Source organism: Nocardiopsis lambiniae (assembly GCF_031845465.1).
GTDB classification, from domain to species: Bacteria; Actinomycetota; Actinomycetes; order Streptosporangiales; family Streptosporangiaceae; genus Nocardiopsis; species Nocardiopsis lambiniae.
This window is the reverse complement of the sequence record NZ_JAVREP010000007.1, coordinates 164,975-188,017: the sequence shown is the minus strand read 5'-3', so window position 1 is coordinate 188,017 and position 23,043 is coordinate 164,975. Positions and strand designations below refer to the sequence as shown.

Annotated in this window: 23 protein-coding genes; 14 read left to right on the top strand and 9 right to left on the bottom strand. The window is 71.5% G+C overall.

Annotation, left to right across the window (positions count from 1 at the left end):
• Window positions 1-108: 108 nt before the first annotated feature.
• Window positions 109-1,509, bottom strand: a complete 1,401-nt coding sequence (locus RM479_RS13030; RefSeq protein WP_311511987.1) for a GH1 family beta-glucosidase — start codon at window positions 1,507-1,509, stop codon at window positions 109-111.
• Window positions 1,510-1,733: 224 nt separating this feature from the next.
• Between RM479_RS13030 and RM479_RS13025 the strand changes: the two genes are divergently transcribed.
• Both RM479_RS13025 and RM479_RS13020 read left to right on the top strand, forming a co-directional pair.
• Window positions 1,734-3,293 carry a hypothetical protein gene (locus RM479_RS13025; protein ID WP_311511986.1) on the top strand — a complete coding sequence of 520 codons (1,560 nt, stop codon included), beginning with the start codon at window positions 1,734-1,736 and terminating at the stop codon, window positions 3,291-3,293.
• Between the two features lie 48 nt (window positions 3,294-3,341).
• The gene (locus RM479_RS13020) at window positions 3,342-4,109 is read left to right on the top strand and encodes a DUF1266 domain-containing protein (protein WP_311511985.1); all 768 of its coding nucleotides are present in this window, start codon (window positions 3,342-3,344) and stop codon (window positions 4,107-4,109) included.
• A gap of 21 nt (window positions 4,110-4,130) precedes the next feature.
• Here the strand turns inward: RM479_RS13020 and RM479_RS13015 are convergent, their stop codons facing one another.
• The 5 genes from RM479_RS13015 to RM479_RS12995 all read right to left on the bottom strand — a co-directional run bounded on the left by RM479_RS13015 (window position 4,131) and on the right by RM479_RS12995 (window position 9,185).
• Window positions 4,131-5,198, bottom strand: a complete 1,068-nt coding sequence (locus tag RM479_RS13015; RefSeq protein WP_311512084.1) for a magnesium and cobalt transport protein CorA — start codon at window positions 5,196-5,198, stop codon at window positions 4,131-4,133.
• Between the two features lie 238 nt (window positions 5,199-5,436).
• Window positions 5,437-6,099 (bottom strand): alpha-ketoglutarate-dependent dioxygenase AlkB family protein, encoded by a 663-nt coding sequence (locus RM479_RS13010; protein WP_311511984.1) that lies wholly within the window; start codon window positions 6,097-6,099, stop codon window positions 5,437-5,439.
• 76 nt (window positions 6,100-6,175) lie between these two features.
• Complete coding sequence (locus tag RM479_RS13005) at window positions 6,176-7,978, bottom strand: hypothetical protein (RefSeq protein WP_311511983.1); 1,803 nt, start codon at window positions 7,976-7,978, stop codon at window positions 6,176-6,178.
• A gap of 237 nt (window positions 7,979-8,215) precedes the next feature.
• Window positions 8,216-8,380, bottom strand: a complete 165-nt coding sequence (locus RM479_RS13000; protein WP_311511982.1) for a DUF397 domain-containing protein — start codon at window positions 8,378-8,380, stop codon at window positions 8,216-8,218.
• Window positions 8,361-9,185 (bottom strand): helix-turn-helix domain-containing protein, encoded by an 825-nt coding sequence (locus RM479_RS12995; protein ID WP_311511981.1) that lies wholly within the window; start codon window positions 9,183-9,185, stop codon window positions 8,361-8,363. Before RM479_RS12995 ends, RM479_RS13000 begins: the two co-directional genes overlap by 20 nt.
• 441 nt (window positions 9,186-9,626) lie before the next feature.
• Between RM479_RS12995 and RM479_RS12990 the strand changes: the two genes are divergently transcribed.
• The 7 genes from RM479_RS12990 to RM479_RS12960 all read left to right on the top strand — a co-directional run bounded on the left by RM479_RS12990 (window position 9,627) and on the right by RM479_RS12960 (window position 14,676).
• Window positions 9,627-9,902 (top strand): MerR family transcriptional regulator, encoded by a 276-nt coding sequence (locus RM479_RS12990; protein WP_311511980.1) that lies wholly within the window; start codon window positions 9,627-9,629, stop codon window positions 9,900-9,902.
• 73 nt (window positions 9,903-9,975) lie between these two features.
• Window positions 9,976-10,872 (top strand): helix-turn-helix domain-containing protein, encoded by an 897-nt coding sequence (locus RM479_RS12985; RefSeq protein ID WP_311511979.1) that lies wholly within the window; start codon window positions 9,976-9,978, stop codon window positions 10,870-10,872.
• Window positions 10,873-11,086: 214 nt separating this feature from the next.
• Window positions 11,087-12,490: an amidohydrolase family protein gene (locus tag RM479_RS12980; RefSeq protein ID WP_311511978.1), complete on the top strand. Its 1,404-nt coding sequence runs from the start codon at window positions 11,087-11,089 to the stop codon at window positions 12,488-12,490.
• A gap of 38 nt (window positions 12,491-12,528) precedes the next feature.
• Window positions 12,529-13,239: an Atu4866 domain-containing protein gene (locus tag RM479_RS12975; protein ID WP_311511977.1), complete on the top strand. Its 711-nt coding sequence runs from the start codon at window positions 12,529-12,531 to the stop codon at window positions 13,237-13,239.
• Window positions 13,240-13,262: 23 nt separating this feature from the next.
• Window positions 13,263-13,529 (top strand): Atu4866 domain-containing protein, encoded by a 267-nt coding sequence (locus tag RM479_RS12970; RefSeq protein ID WP_311511976.1) that lies wholly within the window; start codon window positions 13,263-13,265, stop codon window positions 13,527-13,529.
• A gap of 392 nt (window positions 13,530-13,921) precedes the next feature.
• Window positions 13,922-14,347: a hypothetical protein gene (locus RM479_RS12965; RefSeq protein WP_311511975.1), complete on the top strand. Its 426-nt coding sequence runs from the start codon at window positions 13,922-13,924 to the stop codon at window positions 14,345-14,347.
• Window positions 14,344-14,676, top strand: a complete 333-nt coding sequence (locus tag RM479_RS12960) for a winged helix-turn-helix domain-containing protein (protein ID WP_274812757.1) — start codon at window positions 14,344-14,346, stop codon at window positions 14,674-14,676. Before RM479_RS12965 ends, RM479_RS12960 begins: the two co-directional genes overlap by 4 nt.
• A 254-nt stretch (window positions 14,677-14,930) precedes the next feature.
• Here RM479_RS12960 and RM479_RS12955 read toward each other — a convergent pair whose 3' ends face one another.
• A complete protein-coding gene (locus RM479_RS12955) occupies window positions 14,931-16,082 on the bottom strand; it encodes an EamA family transporter (protein ID WP_311511974.1) in 1,152 nt (383 codons plus the stop codon).
• A 71-nt stretch (window positions 16,083-16,153) separates the two neighbouring features.
• On the opposite strand from RM479_RS12955, the gene RM479_RS12950 reads away from it, so the two are divergent.
• Window positions 16,154-17,092, top strand: a complete 939-nt coding sequence (locus RM479_RS12950) for a LysR family transcriptional regulator (protein ID WP_311511973.1) — start codon at window positions 16,154-16,156, stop codon at window positions 17,090-17,092.
• Window positions 17,093-17,114: 22 nt separating this feature from the next.
• On the opposite strand, the gene RM479_RS12945 is transcribed toward RM479_RS12950, so the two are convergent.
• Window positions 17,115-18,044: a LysR family transcriptional regulator gene (locus RM479_RS12945; protein WP_311511972.1), complete on the bottom strand. Its 930-nt coding sequence runs from the start codon at window positions 18,042-18,044 to the stop codon at window positions 17,115-17,117.
• 305 nt (window positions 18,045-18,349) lie between these two features.
• On the opposite strand from RM479_RS12945, the gene RM479_RS12940 reads away from it, so the two are divergent.
• The 3 genes from RM479_RS12940 to RM479_RS12930 all read left to right on the top strand — a co-directional run bounded on the left by RM479_RS12940 (window position 18,350) and on the right by RM479_RS12930 (window position 20,511).
• Complete coding sequence (locus RM479_RS12940) at window positions 18,350-18,892, top strand: GNAT family N-acetyltransferase (RefSeq protein WP_311511971.1); 543 nt, start codon at window positions 18,350-18,352, stop codon at window positions 18,890-18,892.
• Window positions 18,893-19,115: 223 nt separating this feature from the next.
• Window positions 19,116-19,214, top strand: a complete 99-nt coding sequence (locus RM479_RS12935) for a cittilin family RiPP precursor (protein ID WP_274812764.1) — start codon at window positions 19,116-19,118, stop codon at window positions 19,212-19,214.
• A 61-nt stretch (window positions 19,215-19,275) separates the two neighbouring features.
• Window positions 19,276-20,511 carry a cytochrome P450 gene (locus RM479_RS12930; RefSeq protein ID WP_311511970.1) on the top strand — a complete coding sequence of 412 codons (1,236 nt, stop codon included), beginning with the start codon at window positions 19,276-19,278 and terminating at the stop codon, window positions 20,509-20,511.
• Window positions 20,512-20,531: 20 nt separating this feature from the next.
• Here RM479_RS12930 and RM479_RS12925 read toward each other — a convergent pair whose 3' ends face one another.
• Window positions 20,532-21,296: a methyltransferase domain-containing protein gene (locus RM479_RS12925; protein WP_311511969.1), complete on the bottom strand. Its 765-nt coding sequence runs from the start codon at window positions 21,294-21,296 to the stop codon at window positions 20,532-20,534.
• A gap of 225 nt (window positions 21,297-21,521) precedes the next feature.
• Between RM479_RS12925 and RM479_RS12920 the strand changes: the two genes are divergently transcribed.
• Complete coding sequence (locus tag RM479_RS12920; protein ID WP_311511968.1) at window positions 21,522-22,724, top strand: coiled-coil domain-containing protein; 1,203 nt, start codon at window positions 21,522-21,524, stop codon at window positions 22,722-22,724.
• Window positions 22,725-23,043: the final 319 nt, after the last annotated feature.

Here is a 23,043-nt window from a genome sequence, read left to right as displayed (position 1 = left end):
GCCCCTTGCTCCGTCTCCCGGCCGTCGCCGCCCACGGCGACGGCGTGCCGTGGTTCGCGGGGACCTCCAGGGGTGGGCGGGCCCCGGGCCGGAGAACGGACGGCGGGTTCACCGGGCGGTGGTGCGGCGGGCCCGTTGGGTGGTGAGGAGTTCCCGGTACCAGTGGTAGCTGTCCTTGGGGTGGCGGGCCAGGCGTTCGTAGTCCACCCGGACCAGGCCGAAGCGCCGGTCGTAGCCGTAGGCCCACTCGAAGTTGTCGAGCAGGGACCAGACGAAGTAGCCGCGCACGTCCACTCCCGCGTCGATGGCGGCGGCCAGGGCGTTCAGGTGGTCGCGCAAGTAGGCGATGCGGTCGGCGTCGTGGACCCGCCCGGAGTCGTCGGGCCTGTCGTCCTCGGCCGACCCGTTCTCGGTGATGAGGATGGGCGGCAGGTCGGGGTAGCGCCGGTCGAGGTCGACGAGCATCTCGGTGAAGGTCTCCGGGACGACCGGCCAGCCCATGGTGGTGTGCCGGACCCCTTCGTAGGCGACCTGTTCGGTGCCGATGTCCACGGCGGTGCGGGCGGTCGGGTCGGGCTCGGTGTGGGGGGCGTCCCGCAACATGATGGGCCGGTAGTAGTTGACGCCGACGAAGTCGAGGGGCTGGCCGATGATGTCGAGGTCGCCGTCGCGTCGGTGGGCGTGGTCGACGAGGTCGCCCCAGACCTCCTTCTCGTTGTCGAGATAGGCCCCGGCGAAGAGGGGATCGAGCCAGACCCGGTTGTGCAGGGTGCGGGCGCGTTCGACGGCGGCCCGGTCGGCCGCGGAGTCGGTGGCGGGGACGAGGTGGTCGGGGTTGAGGGTGATGCCGACGTCGCCGGCGGCAGCCGCGCGCAGTTCTCCGACGGCCATCCCGTGGGCCAGGAGCAGGTGGTGGGCGGCGGCCAGGGCGGGGGTCCCCTCGCGGGTGCCGGGGGCGTGGCGGCCGATGGCGTGGCCGACGAAGGCGACGCAGAAGGGCTCGTTGAGGGTGATCCACCGGCTGACCCGGTCCCCGAGCCGGTCGGCGACGATGCGGGTGTACTCGGCGAAGCGGTAGGCGGTGTCGCGGACGCGCCAGCCTCCGGTGTCCTCCAGCGCCTGGGGCAGGTCCCAGTGGTAGAGGGTGAGGACGGGTTCGATACCGGCGGCCAGGACGGTGTCGACGAGTCGGTCGTAGAAGGCCATGCCCTCGGGGTTGGGGCGACCGGTGCCGGTGGGCTGGACGCGGGGCCAGGCCACGGAGAAGCGGTACAGGTCCACGCCCAGGTCGGCGAGGAGGGCGACGTCCTCGCCGTAGCGGTGGTAGTGATCGCAGGCGATGTCACCGGTCTCACCGCGGACGACCCGGCCCGGGGTACGGCAGTAGGTGTCCCAGATGGAGGGACCGCGCCCTCCCTCGTGCGCTCCGCCCTCGATCTGGTAGGCGGCGGTGGCGGTGCCGAAGAGCAGGTGGGCGGGCAGTTCGGGGAGGTGAGCGGGGTGTTCCATCGTCGGCCTTCCAAAAGGTGGGAGCGCTCCCAATGTTAAGCCACGTGATTCATATGACCAATCACCCCTCGGTAGTGGATACACGACTCTGCGCAAGGAATCCCCTCCCCCGGATCACCGTGTGCTCACGTTCGTCCGGAATTCGGAACCCGGAGCGGCCTTTCTCCCGTCCCAAGCGGCAGCGCATCACCCGCCCCGGGCGCCTGGAAGGAACTCATCGGATCGTGGACTGGATCGACTACTCGCAGAACCGACGCATCAGGGAACTCGAAGAGGGCGTCAGCACGGCCCAATCGATGCTCTACTCCGAACGCAGGAGGATGCGCTCGGAACTGTCACAGCTGCGCGGCGGCCTCGAACAGCGGCTGAACCGGGTCTCGGCGACCCTGGACGCCTTCATCGAACTCAGCGACGTACGCGCCACCCTGGCCGTGTTCGCCCCCAACGCCCTGGCCCGGCACCGCACCCTGAGCATGATCGACGGCGAGGTCCCCGCCACCCTGGAGCTGGAGGACGTCCCCGACTACTGGCTCGTCCCCGCCGCCCGGGGCCTGCACGCCCTGCTCACCGGCTCCCCCGACACGGCCCGGCTGCGGTTCCGAGAGGCGGCCGAACGCGATCCGGAGCGGGCCGGCGCCTTCGCCGTCCTGGCCACCGCCCTCACCAGCGCCGAGTACGCCCGGGCCCTGGGCACGACCGAGGAGTTGCTCCCCCACCTGCCCGCGCCCGACGAGCGGATGACCCGGGGACGCCGCGCCCTGTGGATGCTGACCGCCGACGGCTCCCTGGGCGAGGACGCCCGCGAACACCTGCTGCTGTCCACCCTGCGGCACTGGTCCCGGCTGGAGACGACCCTCCCCTCGATCGACCTGTCCGGTCCGGCCCGGACCGCGCGGTCCACCTCCTCGCGCGAACGCGGCGGCGTCAACGCACAGGGCGAGGAGGCCATCGAAAACCGCGCCCGGGCCGTCGAACGGCTCGCCGCGCTGCGCGAGAACATCGCCCGCATCACCGCCCTGGGCAGTGAGGACACCCGGGTCGAGGGGCTCGCCCCCGACCAGACCAGCGCCGTCTTCCTCTCCGAGGCCCTGATCTCCCTGGTGAGCGAGGGGACCGCCGAGGAGGCCCCGCTCATCGCCCGCGCCAACGAACTGCGCGCGGTCATCGAGAACGGCGGGGGCGGCCGAAGCCTCGGCTGGGACGACGAGGTCGGGACCGTCGCCTCACTGCTGGAGGAGGACCTGCGCCGCGAGGGGGTGCCCCCGCACCGCAGCACGTTCGCGCTGGTCCTGCAACGCCCGGCCGTGATGAGGGCGGTCGAGGAGCTGGTCGAACAGGCACGCACCCCGATTCCGGAGGACACCTTCGTCACCCTGCACGGGTTGCGCGTCACCGTCGGCGGGCACGGGCCCTCCTCCGAGGAACTGCGCAAGGCCCGGACCCGACTCGCCGACCGCCATCGGCCGGAGGGCAAGGGCCGCACCTACCTCTGGGGGTTCGCGGCGCTGGCGGCCCTCCTCGCGGTCCTGGGCCTGGTGGCCCAGTCCGGGTTCGCGTGGTTCCTGTGCCTGGCCTCGGCGATCGCCGCCGGAGGCGCCTACGTGTTCGACTCCAAGGAGCGCGGGCAGGCCCGGGAGGCGTCGGAGTACGCGTTCGACCGGTTGAAGAAGGAGGCCGACCAGGCCGGGGACCGGTGGCGGAAGCGGCGGGAGGCCGCCGAGGAGCATCCCGCCACCGCACAACGGTCGGCGAACGAGATCTCCGGGTTGCTGGACCCGCGCTAACATCCCTTGGATCGATGGACCCCAGGAGGCGGGAGGCAGGGACCGGGCATGGGCCTGTTCACGAAGAGACCGCGGCTGCTCAGCGACCCCCAGGGGGTGTTCCAGGGGCCGCTGGCACACGCCTTCGCCACCGGGGCCCACATGCCGGTGGCGGGCGGCGGGGTGTGGAACGCGGTGCACTCGTCGTGCTCGTGCTGCGACGCCGAGGACGAGCGCGAGAAGTTGCGCGCCTCCTGGGGCATCACCGACACCGCCGGCTGGGAGCGGGCCCTGCTGGCCCTGACCGAGGAGGTCCGCCCGCCCACCGCCCTGTCCACCGTGCTGGAGTTGCGCGTCCAGGCGATCACCGCCCGGCCCGACGTCCCCTTCGACGCCGGCGGCTGGCCCGACCTCATCGGGTACTGGTGCCAGAGCCGGGGCGCCGCCCGGGAGGTCTACGACGAGATGGTCACCGAGGCCGCCCGGGTCTGGGAGTACGAGGAGCGCATGACCTCCGACGGGGTGCTGCCCCGGGGCGCCGTGGTGCGCACCGTGCGCGCCTACGACTTCGGGCGGGCGGTGAACCTGGCGCGGTGGGGCGCCAACGGCGGGTACGCGAGCGAGGACATGGCGCGTCACCACATCATCCGGGCCGGGGCGATGTCGATGCGCTTCCACGGTTCGTGGGAGGAGATGTCGGCCGGGTTCACCCTGGGGCGGGCGATGGGTTTCGACGACGGTGCGTTCGGGCCGTACTACACCGACTCGGTCGAGGCGCACAAGGCACTGGTCGGCGATCCGCGGAGCCCGTGGCGGAACCTGCCCTGGCGGATGTAGCGCACCGGGGCGGCACCGTGGTCAGAGCCAGCCGTTGCGACGGAAGACCAGGTAGAGGGTGACGCTGGACAGCGCCATCAGGGCGAGGGTGAAAGGCCAGCCGAAGGCCCACCCGAACCCGGGTCTCGGGGCGATGTTCATCCCGTAGATCGAGGAGATGAGGGTGGGCACCACCAGGATGCCGCCCCAGGAGGACACCTTCTTCATCGCCTCGTTCTGCGACTGGCCGATGAGCGTGCTGTTGACCGACATGATGTTCTGCAACAGCTGCCGGAACCCGTCGACGCGTTCGCGCACCGCCGTCGCGTGGTCGGCGACGTCGCGCAGGTAGTGGCGCAGCAGGGTCGGTCCCCCGTGGCGGTCACCGTGCGGACGGAGGTGGCCGGGGCGGTCCGGGTCCGGGTGTTCGAGCGAGGTCATGAGCTCGTCGAGGAGCGCGCCGAGCGGATCGACGGCGCGTTGCAGGAGGATGACCTCGCGGGCCAGCCGGTAGGTGCGGCGCGAGGCCTCGGGGTCACCGCTGAACACCTGGGTCTCGACCTCGTCGATGTCCTCCCGCAGGCTCGCGATGGCGGGGGCGTAGGCGTCGACGACCCGGTCGAGGGTGACGTAGAGGACCGCCAGGGGGCCGTGGGCGAGCAGACGGGGCTCCCCCTCCAGGTCGCGGCGCAGGGCGTCGAGGTCGAGCCGGTCGTCGTGGGTGATGGTGATGACGAAGTCCCGGCCCACGAAGAGGTGGACCTCGCCGATCCGGACCGCCTCCCGTTCCTCGTCGTACCCGGCCGGGCGCAACACCATGAAGAGGATGTCGTGGTACAGCTCGCCCTTGGGCCGCTGGTGGGCGACGATGGAGTCCTCCAGCGCCAGGGGCGGCAGTCGGAAGACGCCGGCGAGGTCCATGAGCCGCGACCGGTCGGGGTTCTCCAGGGCGATCCACGCCATGAGGCCGTCGTGTGCGGCGATGGCGTCGCGGGCCTCGACGGGGGAGTCGACGTCCCGCTCGGGCCGACCGCCCCGGTAGAGGCGGATCGACATGTGTCCGGGTCCGGTGTCGGCGGGCACGACCGCGGCCGAGCCCCCCAGGGCCATGGTGCGCTCGGGCGAGGAGGCGGCGTGGCCGGGTTCCTCGTGGGGGTCGGGTGCGCCGGTGGTCACGGAGGTCCCCTTCGTCGTCGGTGGCGTCGACGTGCACGATCCTGTCCGGTGGGAGGACGCGCGGACGTCCCGACACGCCCACGGCGGGCGTGTTCGCTCGGCCGCGCGCCACGGAGGGGTCGGGGCGGGAGCGAGGCGGCGGACGTGTCCCTCCGACGGCCCGCCCCGGGGATCAGGGGGCGGACGGGGCCGCGGGCAGGCCCGAGGCGCGCAGGGTGATGTTGAGCCGGCCGACGAGGCCCAGGGCGGGCGGCGCGGTTCCGGAGCGGGTGCGGGGCACCCCGTGGTACGCCAGGCGGGAGGGCCCGCCGAACACGAACAGGTCGCCGCTGCGCAGTTCCACGTCGGTGTGGGGCCGGGTGCGGGTCTCGGTGTTGCCGAAGCGGAACACGCAGGTGTCACCGAGACTGAGGGAGACCACCGGTTCCCGGGCGACCTCGTCGCGATCCCGGTGCATGCCCATGTGGGCGCCGGCGTCGTAGAAGTTGATCAGGGCGACGTCGTAGGGGGCGGCCTCGGGAGCGGGCGGGGCGCCGTAGGCGACCTCGACGGCACGCACGGCCAGATCGCCGAGTTCCTCGGGGAAGGGCGGCACCGGGGAGCCGTCGGGCAGGACGCGCTCGTAGGCGTACGGGCGCCAGTACAGACCCAGCGCGGTCATCCCCACGGACATACGGCCGCCGCGCGGCATGGTGTGGTGGCGCATCCCGCCGCGCGCCCACTCCCGACAGCGTTCGACCAGGACGATCTGCTGCTCCTCCGACAGCCATCCGGGCAGGTGGACGGCTCCGGGGGCGATCTCCACGGGCGGGGTGCCGAACAGCGCGTCGTTCATGCGTCCATGGTGCCCGCCCGGAACGACGAACGCGCCCCCGCACCGTGTGCGGGGGCGCGTTCGCGGGACGCGGGGATCAGCGGCGCATGAGGTCGCGGATGTTGACCACGAGCAGGAGCACCACGATGACCACGATGGGGACCGTGACGGCGATGCGCCAGTCGAGGACGAACGCCACGATGACGCCGACCACCAGGCCGACCAGCACCGCCAGGATCGCCAACCCGGTGACGTACTGGAGGAACTTGCGTCGGGCGATCGAGTCGACCGCGGCGAAGGCGACGACCACGCCGATCATGGCGTAGAAGGTGAACTGGCCTTCCAGGAGGAACAGGGGCAGCGCGAGCGCGATCAGCAGCAGGGGTGTGCTCAGGGCCACCCACAGATGCAGGAAGCGGGTGCTGCGCTGCTGTCCCGACGTGTAGGGCAGGTGCGGGGCCTTGAGGTGCTCGGTCGGCGACGGGACCAGCGGGACGTCGGCCTCCAGGGCGCGCAGGTGGCTGTCGCGTTCGTCGGCGGTGAGGACGCGCTTCTCGTAGACGCCGGCGAGCTCCTTCTCCAGGGAGGTGATCTCCTCGGAGTAGGCGCGGGCCCGGGGGCGCGAGTGGGCCTCGCGGGCCAGGACCATGCGGGCGGAGTCGAGCTGGCGCAGGCGGTCGCGGCGCTTGACGATGTCGGCGTCGAGTTCGCGCAGGCGCCCCTCCAGGGTGAGGATGTGGGCGCGCAGTTCGGCGCGGGCGGCGGTCTCGGTGGGGGCGACCTTCTGCAACCCCACCCAGGCCAGGGGGTCGGCCCAGGAGCGGCGGATGGTGCCGTCGCGTTCGTAGCGGGGGCCGCTGGGGGCGCGTTCGCCGTCGAAGAAGTCGCGCGTGTCACGGCCCCACAGACCGCGGAAGCCCTTGACCCAGGGGGTGTCGTCGTCGATGAGGACGGCCTGCCACCGGCGGTCGCCGCCGGGGCCCAGCCGTGTGCCGTCACCGCGGGCGTAGTCGACGAAGGGGACGCCGATGCCGTGGCGGTTGATGGCGCTGTCGGCGCGGAAGACGCGGTGGGTGATCCACTTCCAGGCGTTGATCAGGCCGCGGAAGACGGAGGGGTCGACCTGGATGAGGTAGTCGCCCGGGAGCATCTGGTGGGAGTGCGAGCCGGCGCCGACGTAGATGAGCGGGTGGGCGCCGTCACGGTGGAGGTCGGGGTCGTCCCAGCTGCGACGGAGGTCGTCGCCGTGGTACTCGTGCGAGGAGGCGCCGATCCAGACGGGGCGGGTGGTGCCGTCGCGGTTCTCGACGACGTAGACGGTGACGCGTTCCCAGTCGGCCTCGTGGTCGTTGACGCCGCCGTAGATGGTCCGCCAGTCGTTCATCGCGTAGAAGAACCAGTACTGGAGGATGATGTAGCCGCCCTCGCGGGTGACCCGGCCGTAGTAGGTGGCGTCGCCGTTGTCGACGCGTTCCCGGTAGCGGGTCACCGCCGCGAAGGTGACGCCACCGGGGACCGCGCCCCGGATGAGCAGGGAGAGCTTCATCAGGATGTCGAGGATGCGGCCGAGGACGCCGACGGCGGCGAGACGGCCGCTCTTGGGGATGACGGTGCGGGAGATGCCCTTGAACCGGCGGGCCTCCTCGCGGAGGGTCTCCTCTTGGACGAACCGCAGGTGTTTGTGGCGTCCGGGCCACTCCTCCTCGGCGGTGGCCAGGCGGTCGAGGGTGAGTTCGCCGGCGGGGACGATGACGCGTTCGCCACCACCGGACTCCTCGATCCACAGGCTGCAATTGCGTACGTAGGCGTCCACGTCGGCGGGGAAGAAGAGTTCTCCCTTGGTGCACATGAGCACCGGTTCGTGGGCACGCAGGAGTTCGAGATCAGTTTTCGCGGCCATGGTCGCGCCAGATTAATGCATCCGACAGGGCCGTTAGTCCCTTCCGGGAGGGTGGGTCGAGGACCTTGCGTCGGTGGTGAAGGGCCGTCTTCGCAGTTCGGAGCGGGAGTGGGACCGTGGCACCGGGCGGAGGGGACGCCGCGAGCGCCCGGGCGGAGTTCGCGGCTGTGGCGCGGATCACTGCGAAGCCCCTGCCCCACGAGGAAGGCGACAAGGGCTTCGAGGTGAAGGGGAGGTCTATCGCGCGGCCTTCAAGAGCGCGGACCACTCCACGGCGGGGAAGGACAGGGCCCCCTGGTCCCGGTTCTGCGTGTCACGAACCAGGGTGGCGGGACCTTCCCTCACCTCGACACAGTGAGAGCCGTCATGGCTGTACGTGCTCTTATGAAAATCGTTGCTCATGGAGCAATCCTTCCAACAACGGCACGGACTCGCTACGGGGGTGAGCAAGCCCGATCAAGTCCCGTATGAAGGACTCTACCGTCGCGGTCTCACTCGGCTTCTCCAGAAGAACGTTCCCGCTGACGTGGTCCGACGACGCGACGGCCTTGCCATCGGCGAGCCGGTAGAGCTGCATCGAAGAGGACACCGACAGGATGGGGACATGGTCGGGTATCAGGTACACGACCAACCGCCCTCGCTCCAAGTGGCGTAACAAATGCTTGACCTGGTCTTCCTTCACCACAGGAGGAAGGTGCAACAGCGAGTGCATCGGAAAGACCGCGGTGACCAGCGGGTCGTTCCGCTTGGTCAATGACTCGTAGCGATTCACCCGCAATTGCGCCAGACGTTCCACTTCCTCCCTGGGAGCAGTAGGTCGCCCGGCACGGAACACCGCACGCGCATACTCCAACGACTGGACCGAACCAGGAACCAACGACACCGACACGGTGTCGATGGAAACAGCGCGCGCCTCCCTGGCGTCAGGAAGACGCATCCACGGAGGCGGCCCCTCGCTGGTTTCGGCCTCCCACTTGTCGACCAGCCTCCCTCGCACGCCCAAGACCCTGTCGAGCTTTTCCACGTCGGCGCGGACAGGGGGCTTGTGGTCGTTCTCCCAGCGGGACAGCGTCGAGATGGCAAAGTTTGTGAGGGATGAGAACTTTCTCAGCGTATGACCTGCTTGCTTTCGCTCGTTTCGCAGGTAGGAGCCGAAAGTCAAAGGACCACGGATTGGTTCCTTGGACACCGGTGTCTGTTCAGTCATGTTCCTGACATTATCGAGGTTTCCCAAGGTGCGTCATGTCTTCTGAGATACATCCCGCTTACTGTGGAACATCGCTGGCGAGAGGCACCTTGATGGCATGGAACAGCAAGTTCTGACCCAACCGACAAGGTCACCACGAGCAAAACTCGCAATAGCATCCGAAGCATTCAGAAAACGACAAATCAACATGAAGTGCGAATGGTTCCGTTTCCCGTGGACGCGGGGACCGGAGATGGCGCCCTGTCTCATCGGGCCCGAACACCTCGGGAACGCCGTCATCGGTGTGACGGCCGACGGCATGTACACCTTCGAGTCCCGCCCCGGCGTCTGGGAGGACCTCCATCCCGCGTACCCCGAATTCCCGGTGGACGCGGTCATCGGGTCACGTGCGGGCCGCCCCCTCCCCCTACCCACCCGTTCCGGCCGTCCGGAGGCCCGGCGATGAGGCTCGACTCCCTCGACGACCTCCTCCTCACCCACCCCGACATGTACCTCACCACCGGGGAGACCGCGATCGTGCTGGAGGTCGGCACCACCACGGTCAAGCGCTGGGAGGCCGACGGCCGCCTCTCCTGCCTCAAGAACCCGCGCGGTGTGCGCTACTTCCGCGCGGGGGACGTCTTCTCCCTGCGCGAGATCCTGAGGAACCGGCACCGCGGCGACCCACCACCTCCGCCACCGGCACCGGTGGAGGTCGAGCGAACCGGACGGGCGTGACATCGCGAGGGTGGGTGGCGCGCACCCACCCTCGTCCCTGTTCGGCGGGACGGCCCCCGCCTAGCCTGAGGCCATGGGCACTGACGAAACCCCCGGGGCCGGCCCCCGGGTCACCCTGGAGGGGTTCCTTCGGGCGCGAAGAGACCGGGTCCGGCCGGACGACGTCGGGCTGGCGACCTCCGGACGCCGCCGGGTGCCGGGCCTGCGTCGGGAGGAGGTCGCGATCCTGGCCGGGGTGAGCACCGACTACTACATGCGCCTCGAACAGGGACGGGAACGCCACCCCTCCCCCCAGGTGCTGGACGCGCTGGCCCGAGCCCTGCTGCTGGACGAGGAGGCGACCGACCACCTGCGGCGGCTGGCCCTCTCCGACGGGCGGCGCGGCCGGGGGTCGCGCCGATCCGGGCGGGTGGGCCCGCACCTGCTCCGCCTTCTCGACCGCTGGGGCGACACCCCCGCCTTCGTCATCGGCCCCACCCTGGACCTCGTGGCCCGCAACCGTCTCGCCGAAGCCCTGTACGCCGACTTCACGATCACGGACAACCTGGCGCGGATGACCTTCCTCGACCCGGCCGCCCGCGACTTCCACCGCGACTGGAACCGTGCGGCGGACGCGGTGGTGGCGGAACTGCACAAGGCGGCGGGGCTGCGCCTCGACGACCCCCGGCTCAACGGACTCGTCGGAGAACTGTCCCTGAAGAGCACGGATTTCCGCGTGCTGTGGTCGCGTCACGACGTCCGGGGCAAGAGCGGCGGCACCAAACGGCTGTACCACCGCACGGTCGGTGACCTGGATCTGCACTACGAGAGCTTCACCGTCAACGACACCGAGGGGCAACAACTGGTCGTCTACCAGGCCGAACCGGGGAGCCCGTCGGAGGAGGCCCTGGCCCTGCTCGGGTCCCTGCACACCGCCTACCCGGTGACCGGATCGGAGCCGGGCGCGGGGGAACGACCCGCACGGACCTGAACGCCTATCCGAGAGCGTCCAACGCGAGGGCCGCGCCGGTCACCCGGCGCGGCCCTCGCGCGTCGCAGGCCCCGGGCCGTGCCCGTCGGCCCCGGCCGAGACGCCCTGACCGGGTGTGGCACACCAGGGTGCACGGCGACCTGGAACCCCCGGCGACGCGGAACCAGACTCGGGAGGGTCGGTCCACACAGAACCACCCGAGGGGACATCTCCCATGCGTTCCGAAGACTCCGAGCACACCGCCGCCGAGGCGGCACTGGAGGAGATCCGGCGCCGGTCCGGCGACCCGCGCCGGCGCATCCTGTTCACCGGAGCGACCGTGCTCACCATGGACCCGGCCCTCGGCGTCCTCGACGGCGCGGACGTCCTGGTCGAGGGGAACACCGTCGCCGCCGTGGGAACCGTCCCGGACGCGGGCGACGCGGTCGTCGTCGACGCCTCCGGAAGCGTCATCACACCCGGGTTCGTCGACACCCACCGGCACGCCTGGCAGTCCCAGTTGCGCCGGATCATGCCCGACGTCGACGACCTGGCGGGCTACGTGGTCTCCACCCTGGCGGGGTACGCGCCCGCCTACGGCCCCGAGGACATGTACGTCGGAACCCGGCTGGCGGCGCTGTCGGCGATCGACGCCGGTATCACCTGCATGCTCGACTTCTCGCACAACTCCCGTTCCCGGGAGCACTCCGACGCCGCCGTGCGCGCCCTGACGGACACCGGGATCCGGGGCGTGCACGCGTCCATGGGGCCGCACTTCGGGGAGTGGGACCGGCAGTGGCCCGGGGACCTGGCCCGGCTCCGCGAGGAGCACACCGACGACACCTCCCGCATGCTGACCCTACGGGTCGCGGCACTGGCCACCGACGAGGTCGCCGGACCGGTCCCGGCCTACGGGCCCGACCTCGCCCGGATCGCCCGGGACCTCGGCATCGGCGTGAGCGTGGACGCGGTCTTCGGCGCCGGTTCCTCCTCGGCCGTCCTGGACTGGGCCGACGGGGGGCTGCTGGGACCGCACGTCACCCTGATCCACGCCACCGGGCTCACCGGGGAGGCGTGGAAGGCGATCGGCTCGACCGGGACCACCATCGCCCTCGCGCCCACCTCGGACGCGCAGATCGGGCTGGAGACGGCGATCCCGGCCGTCGACGAGGCCCTGGCCGCGGGGGTGCGCCCGGGGTTGAGCATCGACGTGGAGGTGGCCCTGGCCGGGGACATGTTCACCCAGATGCGCGCCCTGCACACCGTGCAGCGGATGCGCGCGGCCAACGCGGTGTACGGCACCGGGCGGGAGGCCGACCGGATCGGCGTCCACGACGTGCTGGACTTCGCCACCCTCCAGGGGGCCCGCACGAACGGGCTGGACGACGTGACCGGGTCGCTCACCCCGGGCAAGCGGGCGGACCTGCTCGTCATCGAGGCCGAGGACCTCAACAACATGCCGCTCAACGACCCCGTGGGCACCGTGGTGCTCGGCGCCGACGCCCGCAACGTCACCACGGTCCTGATCGACGGGGAGCCCCGCAAGTGGGCGGGACGGGTCCTGGACGTGGACCTGGGCGAACTGCGCGCGCGGGTCCACGAGTCGAGGGACCGCGTGCTGGCGCGTGCCGCCCGTTGAGCACACCGCACGGACACGACGAGGGAACGAGGACGACCATGGGCATCACCGAAGCCTCCCGGCCCCGACGCGAGGACGCCGTGTCGGCGCGGGCCCGCGAGCCCGAGGACCGGCCGCTGCTGCTGACCGGAGGCACCGTGATCACGGGGAACCCGTTGATGGGCGACTGGGAGCGCGCCGACGTGCTCATCGGTGGTGAGGTGGTCGTCGGCGTCGGCCCGGGGCTGCTGACCGCGGCCGAGGACGACGACATGATCGTGATCGACTGCGCGGGGACCGTGGTGCTGCCCGCCTCCGTCGACCTCACCGGGAAGGGTGTGAGCGGCACCCTCACCCCGGGTGAGCGGGCGGACGTCGCCGTGTACCGGATCGCCGACGCCCCCGGTACTCCCCCGGGCGCGGTGCCGTTCCGGGGAGGGCACCGCGATCTGCTCGTCATCGGCGGCCGGATCAGGGACGCCACGGAGGTGCCGGACGGGAGCGGACCGGCGGCGGCCCCCTGGCCCGAGGGCGACGCCCGGCACCCGTACACGGGGACGTGGGTCACCGAGGACGGGTTCATCCGTCAGGAGTTGTCGGCCGACGGCCGCTACGACGAGGGGCGCGGGGAGCGCGAGAGCGCCTACACCGGCCGCTACCGGGTCGGCGGGAACCGGATCGACTACCTGGACGACCTGGGGTTCTGGGCGTTCGGTGAGTTCCACGACGGCGTGCTGCACCACGCGGGATACCGGTTCACCCGCCGTTGAACGATCGAGAGAGGAGGGTCGCCATGACCGAGGAGACCATCGCGCCGCACCCGTACGTGGGCATGTGGGTGACCGCAGACGGCCACATCCGGCAGGAGCTGTTGCCGAACGGACGTTACGACGAGGCGCGGGGGAACCGTCGGAGCGCCTACACCGGGAGCTATCGCGTCACCGGGGACCACATCGACTATGTGGACGACACGGGGTTCACCGCCACGGGCGATGTGCGCGACGGGGTGCTGTACCACGAGCACCTGGTGCTGTACCGGGAGGGAGGGGTACCGGACTGAGGGCCGGGACGTTCGTCGAAGGGCCGGGGCACGTCCCCGGCCCTTCGGCGTTCGCTGACCGGGCCGGTGGCACCGGAACGAAGAGCGCGAGAACCTTCACCGACCGGGACGGAGGCGCCGGGACCGGAGACGCGGGGGCGTTCAGGGGGCGGCGGGGCGCGCCCGCGTCTCACCACGGGGAGGTCCGCGGGGCGCCCGGCGCGCTCTCGCGGCCCGTCGAGGTCGGCCGGTCGCTCACCTCGGCGGAGGCGACCGGTGTGATCGAGGACGTCGCCGTCGGCCCTCGGTCGGCTCGACGTCCCGCCCAGGGTTTTCCCACCACCCCGGAAAACACTTGCCAAAGTGGAAAGTGAGTGCGAATCTGGAAACAGGAAACGATCGGAAGGATCGGCATGCGACAGCACGAAGCGTTGGACGCCCTCGAACAGGCGGGGACCCTGGGGGCCCGCATGCGCGGACAGGGTGGCTGGTACGGGATCTTCGGCGCGGGTTACGCGGCGATGAGCTGCGGCCTGATCCTCGCCATCGGGTTCGCCCCCTCCCTCTCGTTCATGATGTGGGCGACGGCGGTGTGCCTTCTGCTCATCGCCGTGCTGATCACCTATGCGCTCACCCGCCCCGTACAGCCGCGCAGCATGGGGAGGCTGCACCTCGGCATGATGGGCGCCTGGACCGTCGTCTACTCGGTCACCGTGGTGGTCGGCAGCACCTGGCTGCCCGACGTGGCGGCGTGGTGGATCACCGGTGCCGTGCTCAGTGCCGTCCCGCCCCTGGTGGCCGGGTACGTGGCGCTGCGACAGAGCAGGAACCCACGATGAGTCACCCGCGCAACAGGCTGGACGAGGTGATCCACTCCCCCGTGCGCTTCTCCGTGGTGGCCGCTCTCGCCGCCGTGGACCGCGCGGAGTTCCGGGTGGTACGGGACACGGTGGAGGTCAGCGACTCGGTGCTGTCCAAGCAGATCACCGTTTTGGAGAGCGCCGGTTACGTGAAGGTCCACAAGTTCACCGTGGGTCGGCGCACCCGGACCTCCCTGTCGCTGACCAAGGAGGGTCAGGCCGCCTTCGAACGGCATGTCGCGGCGTTGCGCGAGATCGCGGCGGGCACCGCCCTGGAGGGGTCGTCGGTCGGCGAACCCACGGAATGATCCTCCGGACGCGGACGGCTTCGACACGGTCGAACGGACCCGGCCTCGCCCCGGGGGAGGCCGCCACGCGCTCGGCGCGCGGGCTCCCCGGGGTTCACCGAGCGGTTCGGGCCGAGGCCCACCGCACGGGAACGCACAGGACGGGAGGGGGTTCGCGCACATTTCGCGGTGCGGGGGTCCTCCGGAAGGGCGCAAGGCGACCGTTCGGCGCGCGCCCGTCCGCCCTCGTGGTGGGCGCGCGCCGAACGGTCGGTTCAGGTGGCCCGCCGCCGGGGACGGAGCGCGGGCCCGGCGTCGACGAGTTCCGCGCCGGAGACCTTCACGGTGTCGCCCTCCGTGGAGCCGGGATCCGTGGAGCCGGGATCCGTGGCTCCGAGGTCCGGAGCGCCCGGGTCCGTGGCGGCGGAGCCCGTGGAGCCGGGGTCCATGGTGAGCGCGACGTCCTTCACCGCGTCCGCGTCCACCGTGCCCTCCGCCGGCGCGGCGCGATCGCGCCGCTCGCGCACGATCTCCGGGACGGCGGGGCGGTCGCCGCGCTCGCCCCGTGTGGCCCCGATGCCCGCGACGACCACCAGCGCCATGCCGACGATCTGTAGGGCGGCGGGCGCCTGGCCGATGATGATCAGGCCCATCACCAGCGCCACTCCGGGTTCCATGCTGGAGAAGGTGCTGTAGGCGGTGCGGGTCATCCGCTGGAGGGCGATCATCTCCAGCAGGAACGGCACCATCGGGAACAGCAGCGCGATGAACAGGGTGAACAGGATGAGGTCGAGATCGGGTGCGGCGATGACCGCCGGGGCCCCGAAGGGCGCGGTGACCAGTGATCCGACGCCCATGGTCAGGGCCAGTCCGTGGACGGCGCCGAATCCGGCGCCCACCTTCTGGGTGAGGACGATGTAGAACACCACGCACACCGCGCCCGCCAGGGCGAAGCCCACACCGAGCAGGTCGAGGTCGCCCTGCCAGGGTCGGGTCAGGCAGAGCACCCCGGCGATGGCGGCGACGATCCACACGAGTTCGCGGCGGCGGCGCATGGCGGCCACGGCGACGACCAGGGTGCCGAGGAACTCGATGGCGGTGGCGGTGCCCAGCTCGATCCGCGCCGTCGCCTCGGAGTAGAACATCATCATCCCCGCACTCGCTGTGCCCAGGATCACCACGGCACCGCGCTCACGCCACGTCGCTTCGCGCACGGCCCGCCACAGAGAGCGACCACCCAGGGCCAACAGAAGGAGCGCCGCCCACGTCAGCCGCAACCAGGTGACCGTCGCCGGGCTCGCCTGCGCGAACGCCGTGACGGCCAGGGCGCTGCCGGTGTGCAGCGTGAACATACCGATGAGCAGCATGATCGGCGCCGGCACCTGGAGGCGGGCACGGCGCAGCGAGGGAAGGAAGGAGCGGATCACCCGACCAATGTGGCGCAGAGGTCCGTTTCTGTCCACGAACCGTTGGTTGATGGACCATGTAGTTTCAGTGGATGGATTTCACCCGTTTGCGCCTTCTGGTCGAACTGGAACGCCTGGGCACGATGGTCGCCGTCTCCGAGGTCACCGGCATGAGCACGTCTGCGGTGTCCAAACACCTCGCCGTCCTCGAACGTGAGGCCGGGGTGCCCCTGCTGGTCCCCGACGGGCGCCGGGTACGGCTGACCCCGGCGGGGCGGCGGTTGGCCGAACACGCGGTGGACATCCTGGCCCGGGTGGAGGCCGCTCGGGCGGAGTTCGACGGCGACGGCGAGCCGGTGGGCCGTGTCGACCTGGTCATGTACACCAGCGCCGCGCCCTTGGTGCTGCCCGCGCTGCGCCGGTTGCGCCACGATCACCCGGGCATCGACATCCATCTGACCGAGTACGAGTCGGAGCAGGCGCTCACCCTGTTGCAGAACGGCGGCGCCGATCTGGGGGTGGTGTACCAGTACAGTCTCCTCCCCCGGGATTTTCCGGGGACGCTGACGGTCCATTCGATCGGCACCGAGGGTCTACTGCTGTCCCAGCCCTCTCAGGGGGCGGACAGCCGGGCCCTGACCCGGCGCCGGTTGCGCGACCTGGCGGACGCCGCCTGGATCGCCAGCCCCTACCGGGGTGACGAGGAGACGCTGGTGCAGCGCATGTGCGCCGACGCGGGGTTCACGCCCCGCATCGTGCACCGCATCGACAACCTCGAACTGTTCGAGGAGTTGGTGGCCGCCGGGGTGGGCGTGGGGGTCGTCCCGCGCCTGTCGGCGACCACTCGGCGCGGGGTGGCCCATGCCCCGCTCGGTGAGCTGGGCGGGGTGCGCCAGGTGTACCTGGCCGGACGCACCGGCGGGTGGGCCTGGCGGCCGATCCGCGTGGTGGCCCGGTATCTGCACCAGGCCGCCGAGGACGTGCTCGACGACGTGCCACCGCTACCGGGGTCCTCGCCCTCCCCGGGGTGAGCGCGGCCTTGGGGCCGCGCGATCATCCGGCGATGGCGAAGGGGCCCACCGAGGGCACCGGGACCTTGCTGGCGGCCTCGCGCACGGCGGTGAGCAGCGGTTCGGGGGTGGCCCCGGACCGGGACAGCGCGATGATGTGGCGACGGGCGGTCTCGCGCACCCCGCGCACGACGATCTGCGGGGTGTTGATGCCGGTCCAGGCCAGGCGCGGCATGAGCGCGATGCCCAGGCCCGCCTGGACCAGGGAGAACACGGCGCTGAAGTCGTCGACGGTGTGCACCACGCGCGGCTGGAAACCGGCCTGGCTGGTGGCCGCGGTGACGCACTCGTGCCAGGCCGTGCCCGGCGCGGACATGATCCAGTCCTCGTCGGCCAGGTCCTCGGCCAGGTGCAGGCCGTTGCGGGTGGCGAGCGGGTGCTGGTAGGGCAGGATCGCGTCGAACAGCTCGACCATCACCGAGTCGGTGCGGAAGTCGGGGTCGCCGGCGGCGGGCAGATGGCCGGTGGACATGGTGAGCGCCACGTCGAGGCGGCCGGAGCGGACCATGTCGGCGCTCTGCTCGGGTTCGGCCTGGACGACCTCGAAGGACCAGCCCGGGTGGCTGACGCGCAGCCGGGCCAGGGCGGGGGCGATGAGGTCGCTGATGCCGGTGGAGAAGGAGCCGACGCGGATGACCCCACGGTCGCCTTCGGCGTAGGCGGCCAGGTCGGCGCCGGCGCGCTCCATCTCCGCGAAGATCGTGGGGGCGCGTTCGAGCAGGACCCTGGCCCCGCCGGTGAGCATGAAACGGCGGCCCTGGCGTTCGACGAGGGGGACCCCGGGCTCTCTGGCCAGGGCGGCGAGCTGCTGGGAGACCGCCGAAGGTGTGACGCTGAGCGCCTCGGCCGTCGCGGCCACCGTGTGGTGGTGCGCCAGAGCGTGGAGGAGCTGCAACCGCCGTACGTCGATCATGGTCTCCAATGTAGGTCAGTACGCACAGGTTTCCGGGCGGTTTCCGACACATTGCCCGCCTTGCGACAGTGATTCGCTGCACAACGTCCAAGGAGCCCTCTCCGGGCGATTCAAGAAGAAAAATTTGAACTTCTTCTTTCATCGTGATGGCGACCGAATTCTTTCCTCGTGTCGCGCACGTTCCGGTGAATACCGGCACGTACAGTCAGGACCACAGCTCAAGCAAGGGCGCGCATCCTGGGCGCTCCGGGGGATCAGCACCCAATGCTGGTGGAACGGGTGAGAAGAACATGCAAACTTCGCTGATGACCAAACCTCGACCGAACGACGTCGGTGTGCTCGGCTTCCGCTACCTGGGCGCTCACGAGGTGGAGGAACTCGCGGACCTGTGGTGCGCCCTCCACCAGCAGCACGCCCTGGGCGCCTCCCACCTGTCCGACATCATCAGCACCACGAGCATGGACGAGTCCTGGCGACGACGTCGCGCCCAGTACCTGGCGTGGATGTCCGACCCCGAGACCCTGGCGATCCTCGCCGAGAACGGGGACGACCCGGCCGGGTACGCCATGGTGACGCTGCGCGAGAACCCGCAGGGCAGCTGGGACCGCGGTGAGCGCGTCGCGATCGTGCAGACGTTCGCCATCGACCCGGAGTACGCGGGCACCCGCGTGGGCTCCAAGCTGCTGGAGGAGATCCGCCACCAGCTGGCCGCGATGGGCATCCGCGACATCGAGTTCTCCCCCCTGGCCACGGCCTCGGAGGACATCAGCTTCCTGGAGACCGAGGGCTTCCGGCCCTTCGTGACCACCATGGTCTGCCGCGTCGACGGTTTCGGCGCCCACGACTGACGCCGCCCCTCCCCCGGGCGGACGCCCCCGTGCCCTTCGGCACGGGGGCGTCGCCGTGTCCGCACTCCCCCGCGCGCCCCGATCACGCTGGGTCATGTTATGACAACTGAAATGGGTTACCTTGCGCGCACGGTTTTCTCACCGTCGCGCCACTGTTCCCCTCCGTCACAGGAGGCCTAGCGTTCTTCCCGTCGCCCGGAACCGACAGGGGACCGGGGCACCCGTGGAAGGAGACCTCATGAAGAAGGCCGCCTATCGCATCGCCGCCAAGCTGCGCCTCATCGACGCGGAGCGGCTGACCCGCCCCTACATCTACTACTAGGCCACACCCTGATCGGCCCGTGCCGCCCCGGCGGCACGGGCCTCGTGCGGAAACGGACACGATGGCGGTTCCCTCCTCCGCTCCCCCGGGTCCCCGGGGCGGGCGCTCCTCCTCCAACGCCGCCGACTACGCGGTGGACCCCCTGGGTTTCCTGACGGGGGCCGCCCGCGAGTTCGGGGACGTCGTCTCCCTCACCCCCACCAACGTGCTGTTGGCCCACCCTGATGACATCGGCCGGGTCCTGCTGGACCGCGAGGGGCGTGTCGTCAAGATCGGCGAGGCGGTGCGGCGCGGCCCCATGGGCTTCCCTTCCGCCATGATGAACAGCGAGGGGGCCGACTGGGAGCGCAAACGGGCCCGGTTGCGCCCGGCCTTCCGCAGTGACCGGCTCGACCACCTGGAACACGCCGCCCGGGACGGTGTCACCCGTCTCCTGGACACCTGGCACGACGGTCTGGAGATCGACGTCCACGACGAGATGTCCCGGCTGGCGATGGGCGTCGGCGCCGTGCACATCGCCGGACGGCCCCTGGGCGAGCGCGGCGAGACCCTGATCCGGGCCGTGGCCGCGATCATGCGCCTGACCTCGGCACCGCGCCTGCCGATGTGGCTGCCCACCCGGACCAATCGCGGCCTGCGCCGGGCCCTGCGCGACTTCGACGCCGCCCTCGCCGCCCTGATCACCGAGAACCCTCCCGGGGAGGACGCCCACGCCCTCGGCCGGTTGTTGGCCGACGACCCGCCCTTCCCCGAGGTCCGCGACGAGCTGGCCACCCTGCTGATGTCGGGGTACGAGACCACCGCCAACGCGTTGACCTGGCTTTTCCACGCCGTGGGAGCGGATCCGGAGGCGGGCGCGCGGATGGGCGAACCGGAGTTCGCCTCGGCCGCCGCCAAGGAGGCGATGCGCCTGTACCCTCCGGCGTGGGTGATCAGCCGGGAGACCGTAGGTCCCTTGGAGGTGGGCGGGTACACACTGGCCGCCGGCGTCACCCTGGGCCTCAGTCCATGGGTCGTCCACCGCGACGGGCGATGGTTCCCGGACCCGGAGGAGTTCCGTCCCGAACGTTGGCTGAACGGCGGGCGCCCCGGGCACCGGCACGCCTACTTCCCCTTCGGTGCCGGGCCGCGCGGTTGCCTGGGCGCGTCCATGGCCCTGCGCGAGGTGGAGGTCATCGCGGCCCACCTCTGCTCACGGGTCCGACTGGAACCGGTGCGCCCCGAGGAGGTGCGCCCCCGACCGGCACTGGCCTTGCAGCCGGTCGGGGTGCGGGCGGTGGTCCGGTTCCTCGGTTGAGGACCGCCGTGCGGTGCCGTTCAGGGGCGTTCGGCGCTCACCAGCAGGAAGGGGACCGCGACGAAGAGCCGTCCTTCCTCCGCCCGTTGGCGCTGTTCCGTCGCCCAGGATCGGGCCCGTGCCCCATCGATCGTTCCGGAGCGTTCCGCCGCGTCGGCGAATCCGATGAGCATGCCCAGGACCTCCGCCTCGGTGAACACCACGATCCGGCCCTCGATCTCGATGTCGGTGAACCCGGCCGACGCCAGCAGCGCCCGCTGTCGGCGCGGAGCGCGGGGGTCGGCCATGGTGTCGGCGTAGGCGGCGATGATGCGGCGGGTGGTGTCGGGGTCGTCGGAGTCGACCATGTAGGCGTCCCAGTCCTGGCCGAGCAGGACCACACGGCCGCCCGGGACCAGCACCCGGCGCGCCTCGGCGAGGGCGCGCAGCGGGTCGTCGAGCGAGTGGTAGACCTTCTCCGCCCGGTAGCCCCGCATGGAACCGTCGGACAGGGGCAGCCGATAGGCGTCGCCGTGGCGGAACTCGGCTCCGGGGTGGGCCGCACGGGCGGCGTCGAGCATGAGGGGGTCCAGGTCAACGCCGACGGCGCGCGTGCCGGCCGCGGCGAGTTCGCCGGTGGCCCGGCCGCCTCCGCAGCCGACGTCCACAACGGCGTCCCCGGGATCGGCCCGGAGCAGTTCTCGGGCCCGATCGCGCAGGGCACGGGCCTCGGGCAGCAGGGAGAAACGGTCCAGGCGGGTGAGGAGGCTTCGCGTGGCGACATCGTCACGTTGGGGAGTCGGCATGGCGGTATTGTCCGTCGGCGCGGCCTCGCGGACAAGGGCGTCGGGTTGGGGACGGACACCGGCCGCGCACGCCCGCACCGCGCTTCCCTCCTCTCCCCCGCCTCCCGTTCTCCCTCGCCCCACCCGTACCGCTTTCCCGCACGCGCCGTGTCCCGCCCACACCGCGCCGCTCCCAGCGCGACACGCCCCGGCGCGGGCGGGGCCGGAAACGCTACGCTCGCCTGCGTGGCGACCTCCGACTCCAACACCTGCAACTTCCCCGGCTGTGACCGCCCGGTGCCCCGGGCCTCCTCACCCGGGCGACCTCCCCAGTACTGCGACCTGCCCGAGCACACCCGGTGGCGCGCCTGGAAGGAGCGCCAGCGGCAGGCCCAGGAGTCCGAACGCCAGGAGGCCGAGGCGCGCGCCGCCCGAGAGCCCTCCGCTTCCGACGCCCCCGCGTTCGCCACGGCCGAACCGGTGACGGCCGCCCGGCTGCGCGCCGACGACCTGCTCACCCGGTTCGCGGTACAGAGCGAACAGCTCACCGAGACACTGCGGTCCGCCACCGAGGCGTTCGCGACGATGACCGACCCGGCCGCGGCCGAGGCACAGGTGGAGGCCGCCCGGCTGGCGGGGGGCCGGCACGCCGCCGAGGCCGACGCGGCCCGACTGGAGGCGGAGAACCGTCGGCGTGAGGCGGAGTCGGCCCGACGGTCGGCCGAGGAGGCGGCGTCGGCGGCGATCGCCGCGACCACCGAGGCCGAGCGGATGGCCGAGGAGGCCTTGGCCCGCCGGGACGAGGCCGAGGGCGCACGCGAGCGGGCGGAGCGGGAGGCGGAACGGGCCGGGGAGGAACGCGACGCCGCCATCGCCGAGGCCAACGCGGGGCTGGCCACCGCCGAGCGCCGGATCGCCGAACTCCGTGACGCGGCCGAGCACGAACGCGCCGACGCCGCCCGGCGTCTACAGCACGCGCACACCGAGGCCGAGGGGCTCCGGGCGGAGACGGCCGAACACGCCCGCCGCCGTGACGAGGCCTTGGCCCAGGCCCGGGGCGAACGGGAACGGGCCGACCGCGCCGAGGAGCGGATCCACCGGCTCGAAGAGGCGCTGATCGCCGAACGCGAACGCGCCAAGGCCGAACTCGCCCGGATCGAGCGCGCGCTGGAGTCGGAACGGACGGCGGCCGTGGCCGAACGCGAACGACTCACCGCCGAACTGGAGCGTTCGGTGGCCGAACGCGAGCGACTGACGGAGGAGCTGGCGGCGCAACGGCGCGGGGCCGAACTCACCCTCGCCGAGTCGCGCGAGGCCGCCGCCGCCCGGCTGGCGTTGGCGGAGGAGGCGCGGGACCGCGCCGCGGAACGGGCCGACCGGGCCGAGGCCGAACGCGACGAGGCCCTCACCCGGGCGGCCGAGGCCGAGGCGGCCACCACGCGGAATTGAGTTCCCCTCCTCCCGGAGGAGAGGGCAGCGGGACCACCCGTGACGGCCCGAGGCGTGCGCCCCGTCACGGGTCCACCCGCGGCCTTCCCGTACTCCCGGCCGCCCTGGGGCCCGGGTCCGTCCCGGCGCCCGAGGGCACGGGGTGGCCGAGGACACCCTCTCGGGGGCGCGGACCCGACCCGGGGACGTCCTGTCAGCTCAGGGGGTGGAAGGGTCGGTGCATCGACGCGCGATGAGGGACGCGCCGAAGGCGGGGTGGCCGAGGACACGGAGAGGGCACCGAACCCGAAACCGGGGGTAAAGCGTCCTCTGAGTCATG

What these genes read in the sequence shown, in the direction of transcription:
- RM479_RS13030 (WP_311511987.1), bottom strand. Translation starts at nt 1,509, where the DNA reads ATGGAACACCCCGCTCACCTCCCCGAACTGCCCGCCCACCTGCTCTTC.
- RM479_RS13020 (WP_311511985.1), top strand. Translation starts at nt 3,342, where the DNA reads ATGGGCCTGTTCACGAAGAGACCGCGGCTGCTCAGCGACCCCCAGGGG.
- RM479_RS13015 (WP_311512084.1), bottom strand. Translation starts at nt 5,198, where the DNA reads ATGGCCCTGGGGGGCTCGGCCGCGGTCGTGCCCGCCGACACCGGACCC.
- RM479_RS13010 (WP_311511984.1), bottom strand. Translation starts at nt 6,099, where the DNA reads ATGAACGACGCGCTGTTCGGCACCCCGCCCGTGGAGATCGCCCCCGGA.
- RM479_RS13005 (WP_311511983.1), bottom strand. Translation starts at nt 7,978, where the DNA reads ATGGCCGCGAAAACTGATCTCGAACTCCTGCGTGCCCACGAACCGGTG.
- RM479_RS13000 (WP_311511982.1), bottom strand. Translation starts at nt 8,380, where the DNA reads ATGAGCAACGATTTTCATAAGAGCACGTACAGCCATGACGGCTCTCAC.
- RM479_RS12995 (WP_311511981.1), bottom strand. Translation starts at nt 9,185, where the DNA reads ATGACTGAACAGACACCGGTGTCCAAGGAACCAATCCGTGGTCCTTTG.
- RM479_RS12990 (WP_311511980.1), top strand. Translation starts at nt 9,627, where the DNA reads ATGAGGCTCGACTCCCTCGACGACCTCCTCCTCACCCACCCCGACATG.
- RM479_RS12985 (WP_311511979.1), top strand. Translation starts at nt 9,976, where the DNA reads ATGGGCACTGACGAAACCCCCGGGGCCGGCCCCCGGGTCACCCTGGAG.
- RM479_RS12980 (WP_311511978.1), top strand. Translation starts at nt 11,087, where the DNA reads ATGCGTTCCGAAGACTCCGAGCACACCGCCGCCGAGGCGGCACTGGAG.
- RM479_RS12975 (WP_311511977.1), top strand. Translation starts at nt 12,529, where the DNA reads ATGGGCATCACCGAAGCCTCCCGGCCCCGACGCGAGGACGCCGTGTCG.
- RM479_RS12970 (WP_311511976.1), top strand. Translation starts at nt 13,263, where the DNA reads ATGACCGAGGAGACCATCGCGCCGCACCCGTACGTGGGCATGTGGGTG.
- RM479_RS12965 (WP_311511975.1), top strand. Translation starts at nt 13,922, where the DNA reads ATGCGACAGCACGAAGCGTTGGACGCCCTCGAACAGGCGGGGACCCTG.
- RM479_RS12960 (WP_274812757.1), top strand. Translation starts at nt 14,344, where the DNA reads ATGAGTCACCCGCGCAACAGGCTGGACGAGGTGATCCACTCCCCCGTG.
- RM479_RS12950 (WP_311511973.1), top strand. Translation starts at nt 16,154, where the DNA reads ATGGATTTCACCCGTTTGCGCCTTCTGGTCGAACTGGAACGCCTGGGC.
- RM479_RS12945 (WP_311511972.1), bottom strand. Translation starts at nt 18,044, where the DNA reads ATGATCGACGTACGGCGGTTGCAGCTCCTCCACGCTCTGGCGCACCAC.
- RM479_RS12940 (WP_311511971.1), top strand. Translation starts at nt 18,350, where the DNA reads ATGACCAAACCTCGACCGAACGACGTCGGTGTGCTCGGCTTCCGCTAC.
- RM479_RS12930 (WP_311511970.1), top strand. Translation starts at nt 19,276, where the DNA reads ATGGCGGTTCCCTCCTCCGCTCCCCCGGGTCCCCGGGGCGGGCGCTCC.
- RM479_RS12925 (WP_311511969.1), bottom strand. Translation starts at nt 21,296, where the DNA reads ATGCCGACTCCCCAACGTGACGATGTCGCCACGCGAAGCCTCCTCACC.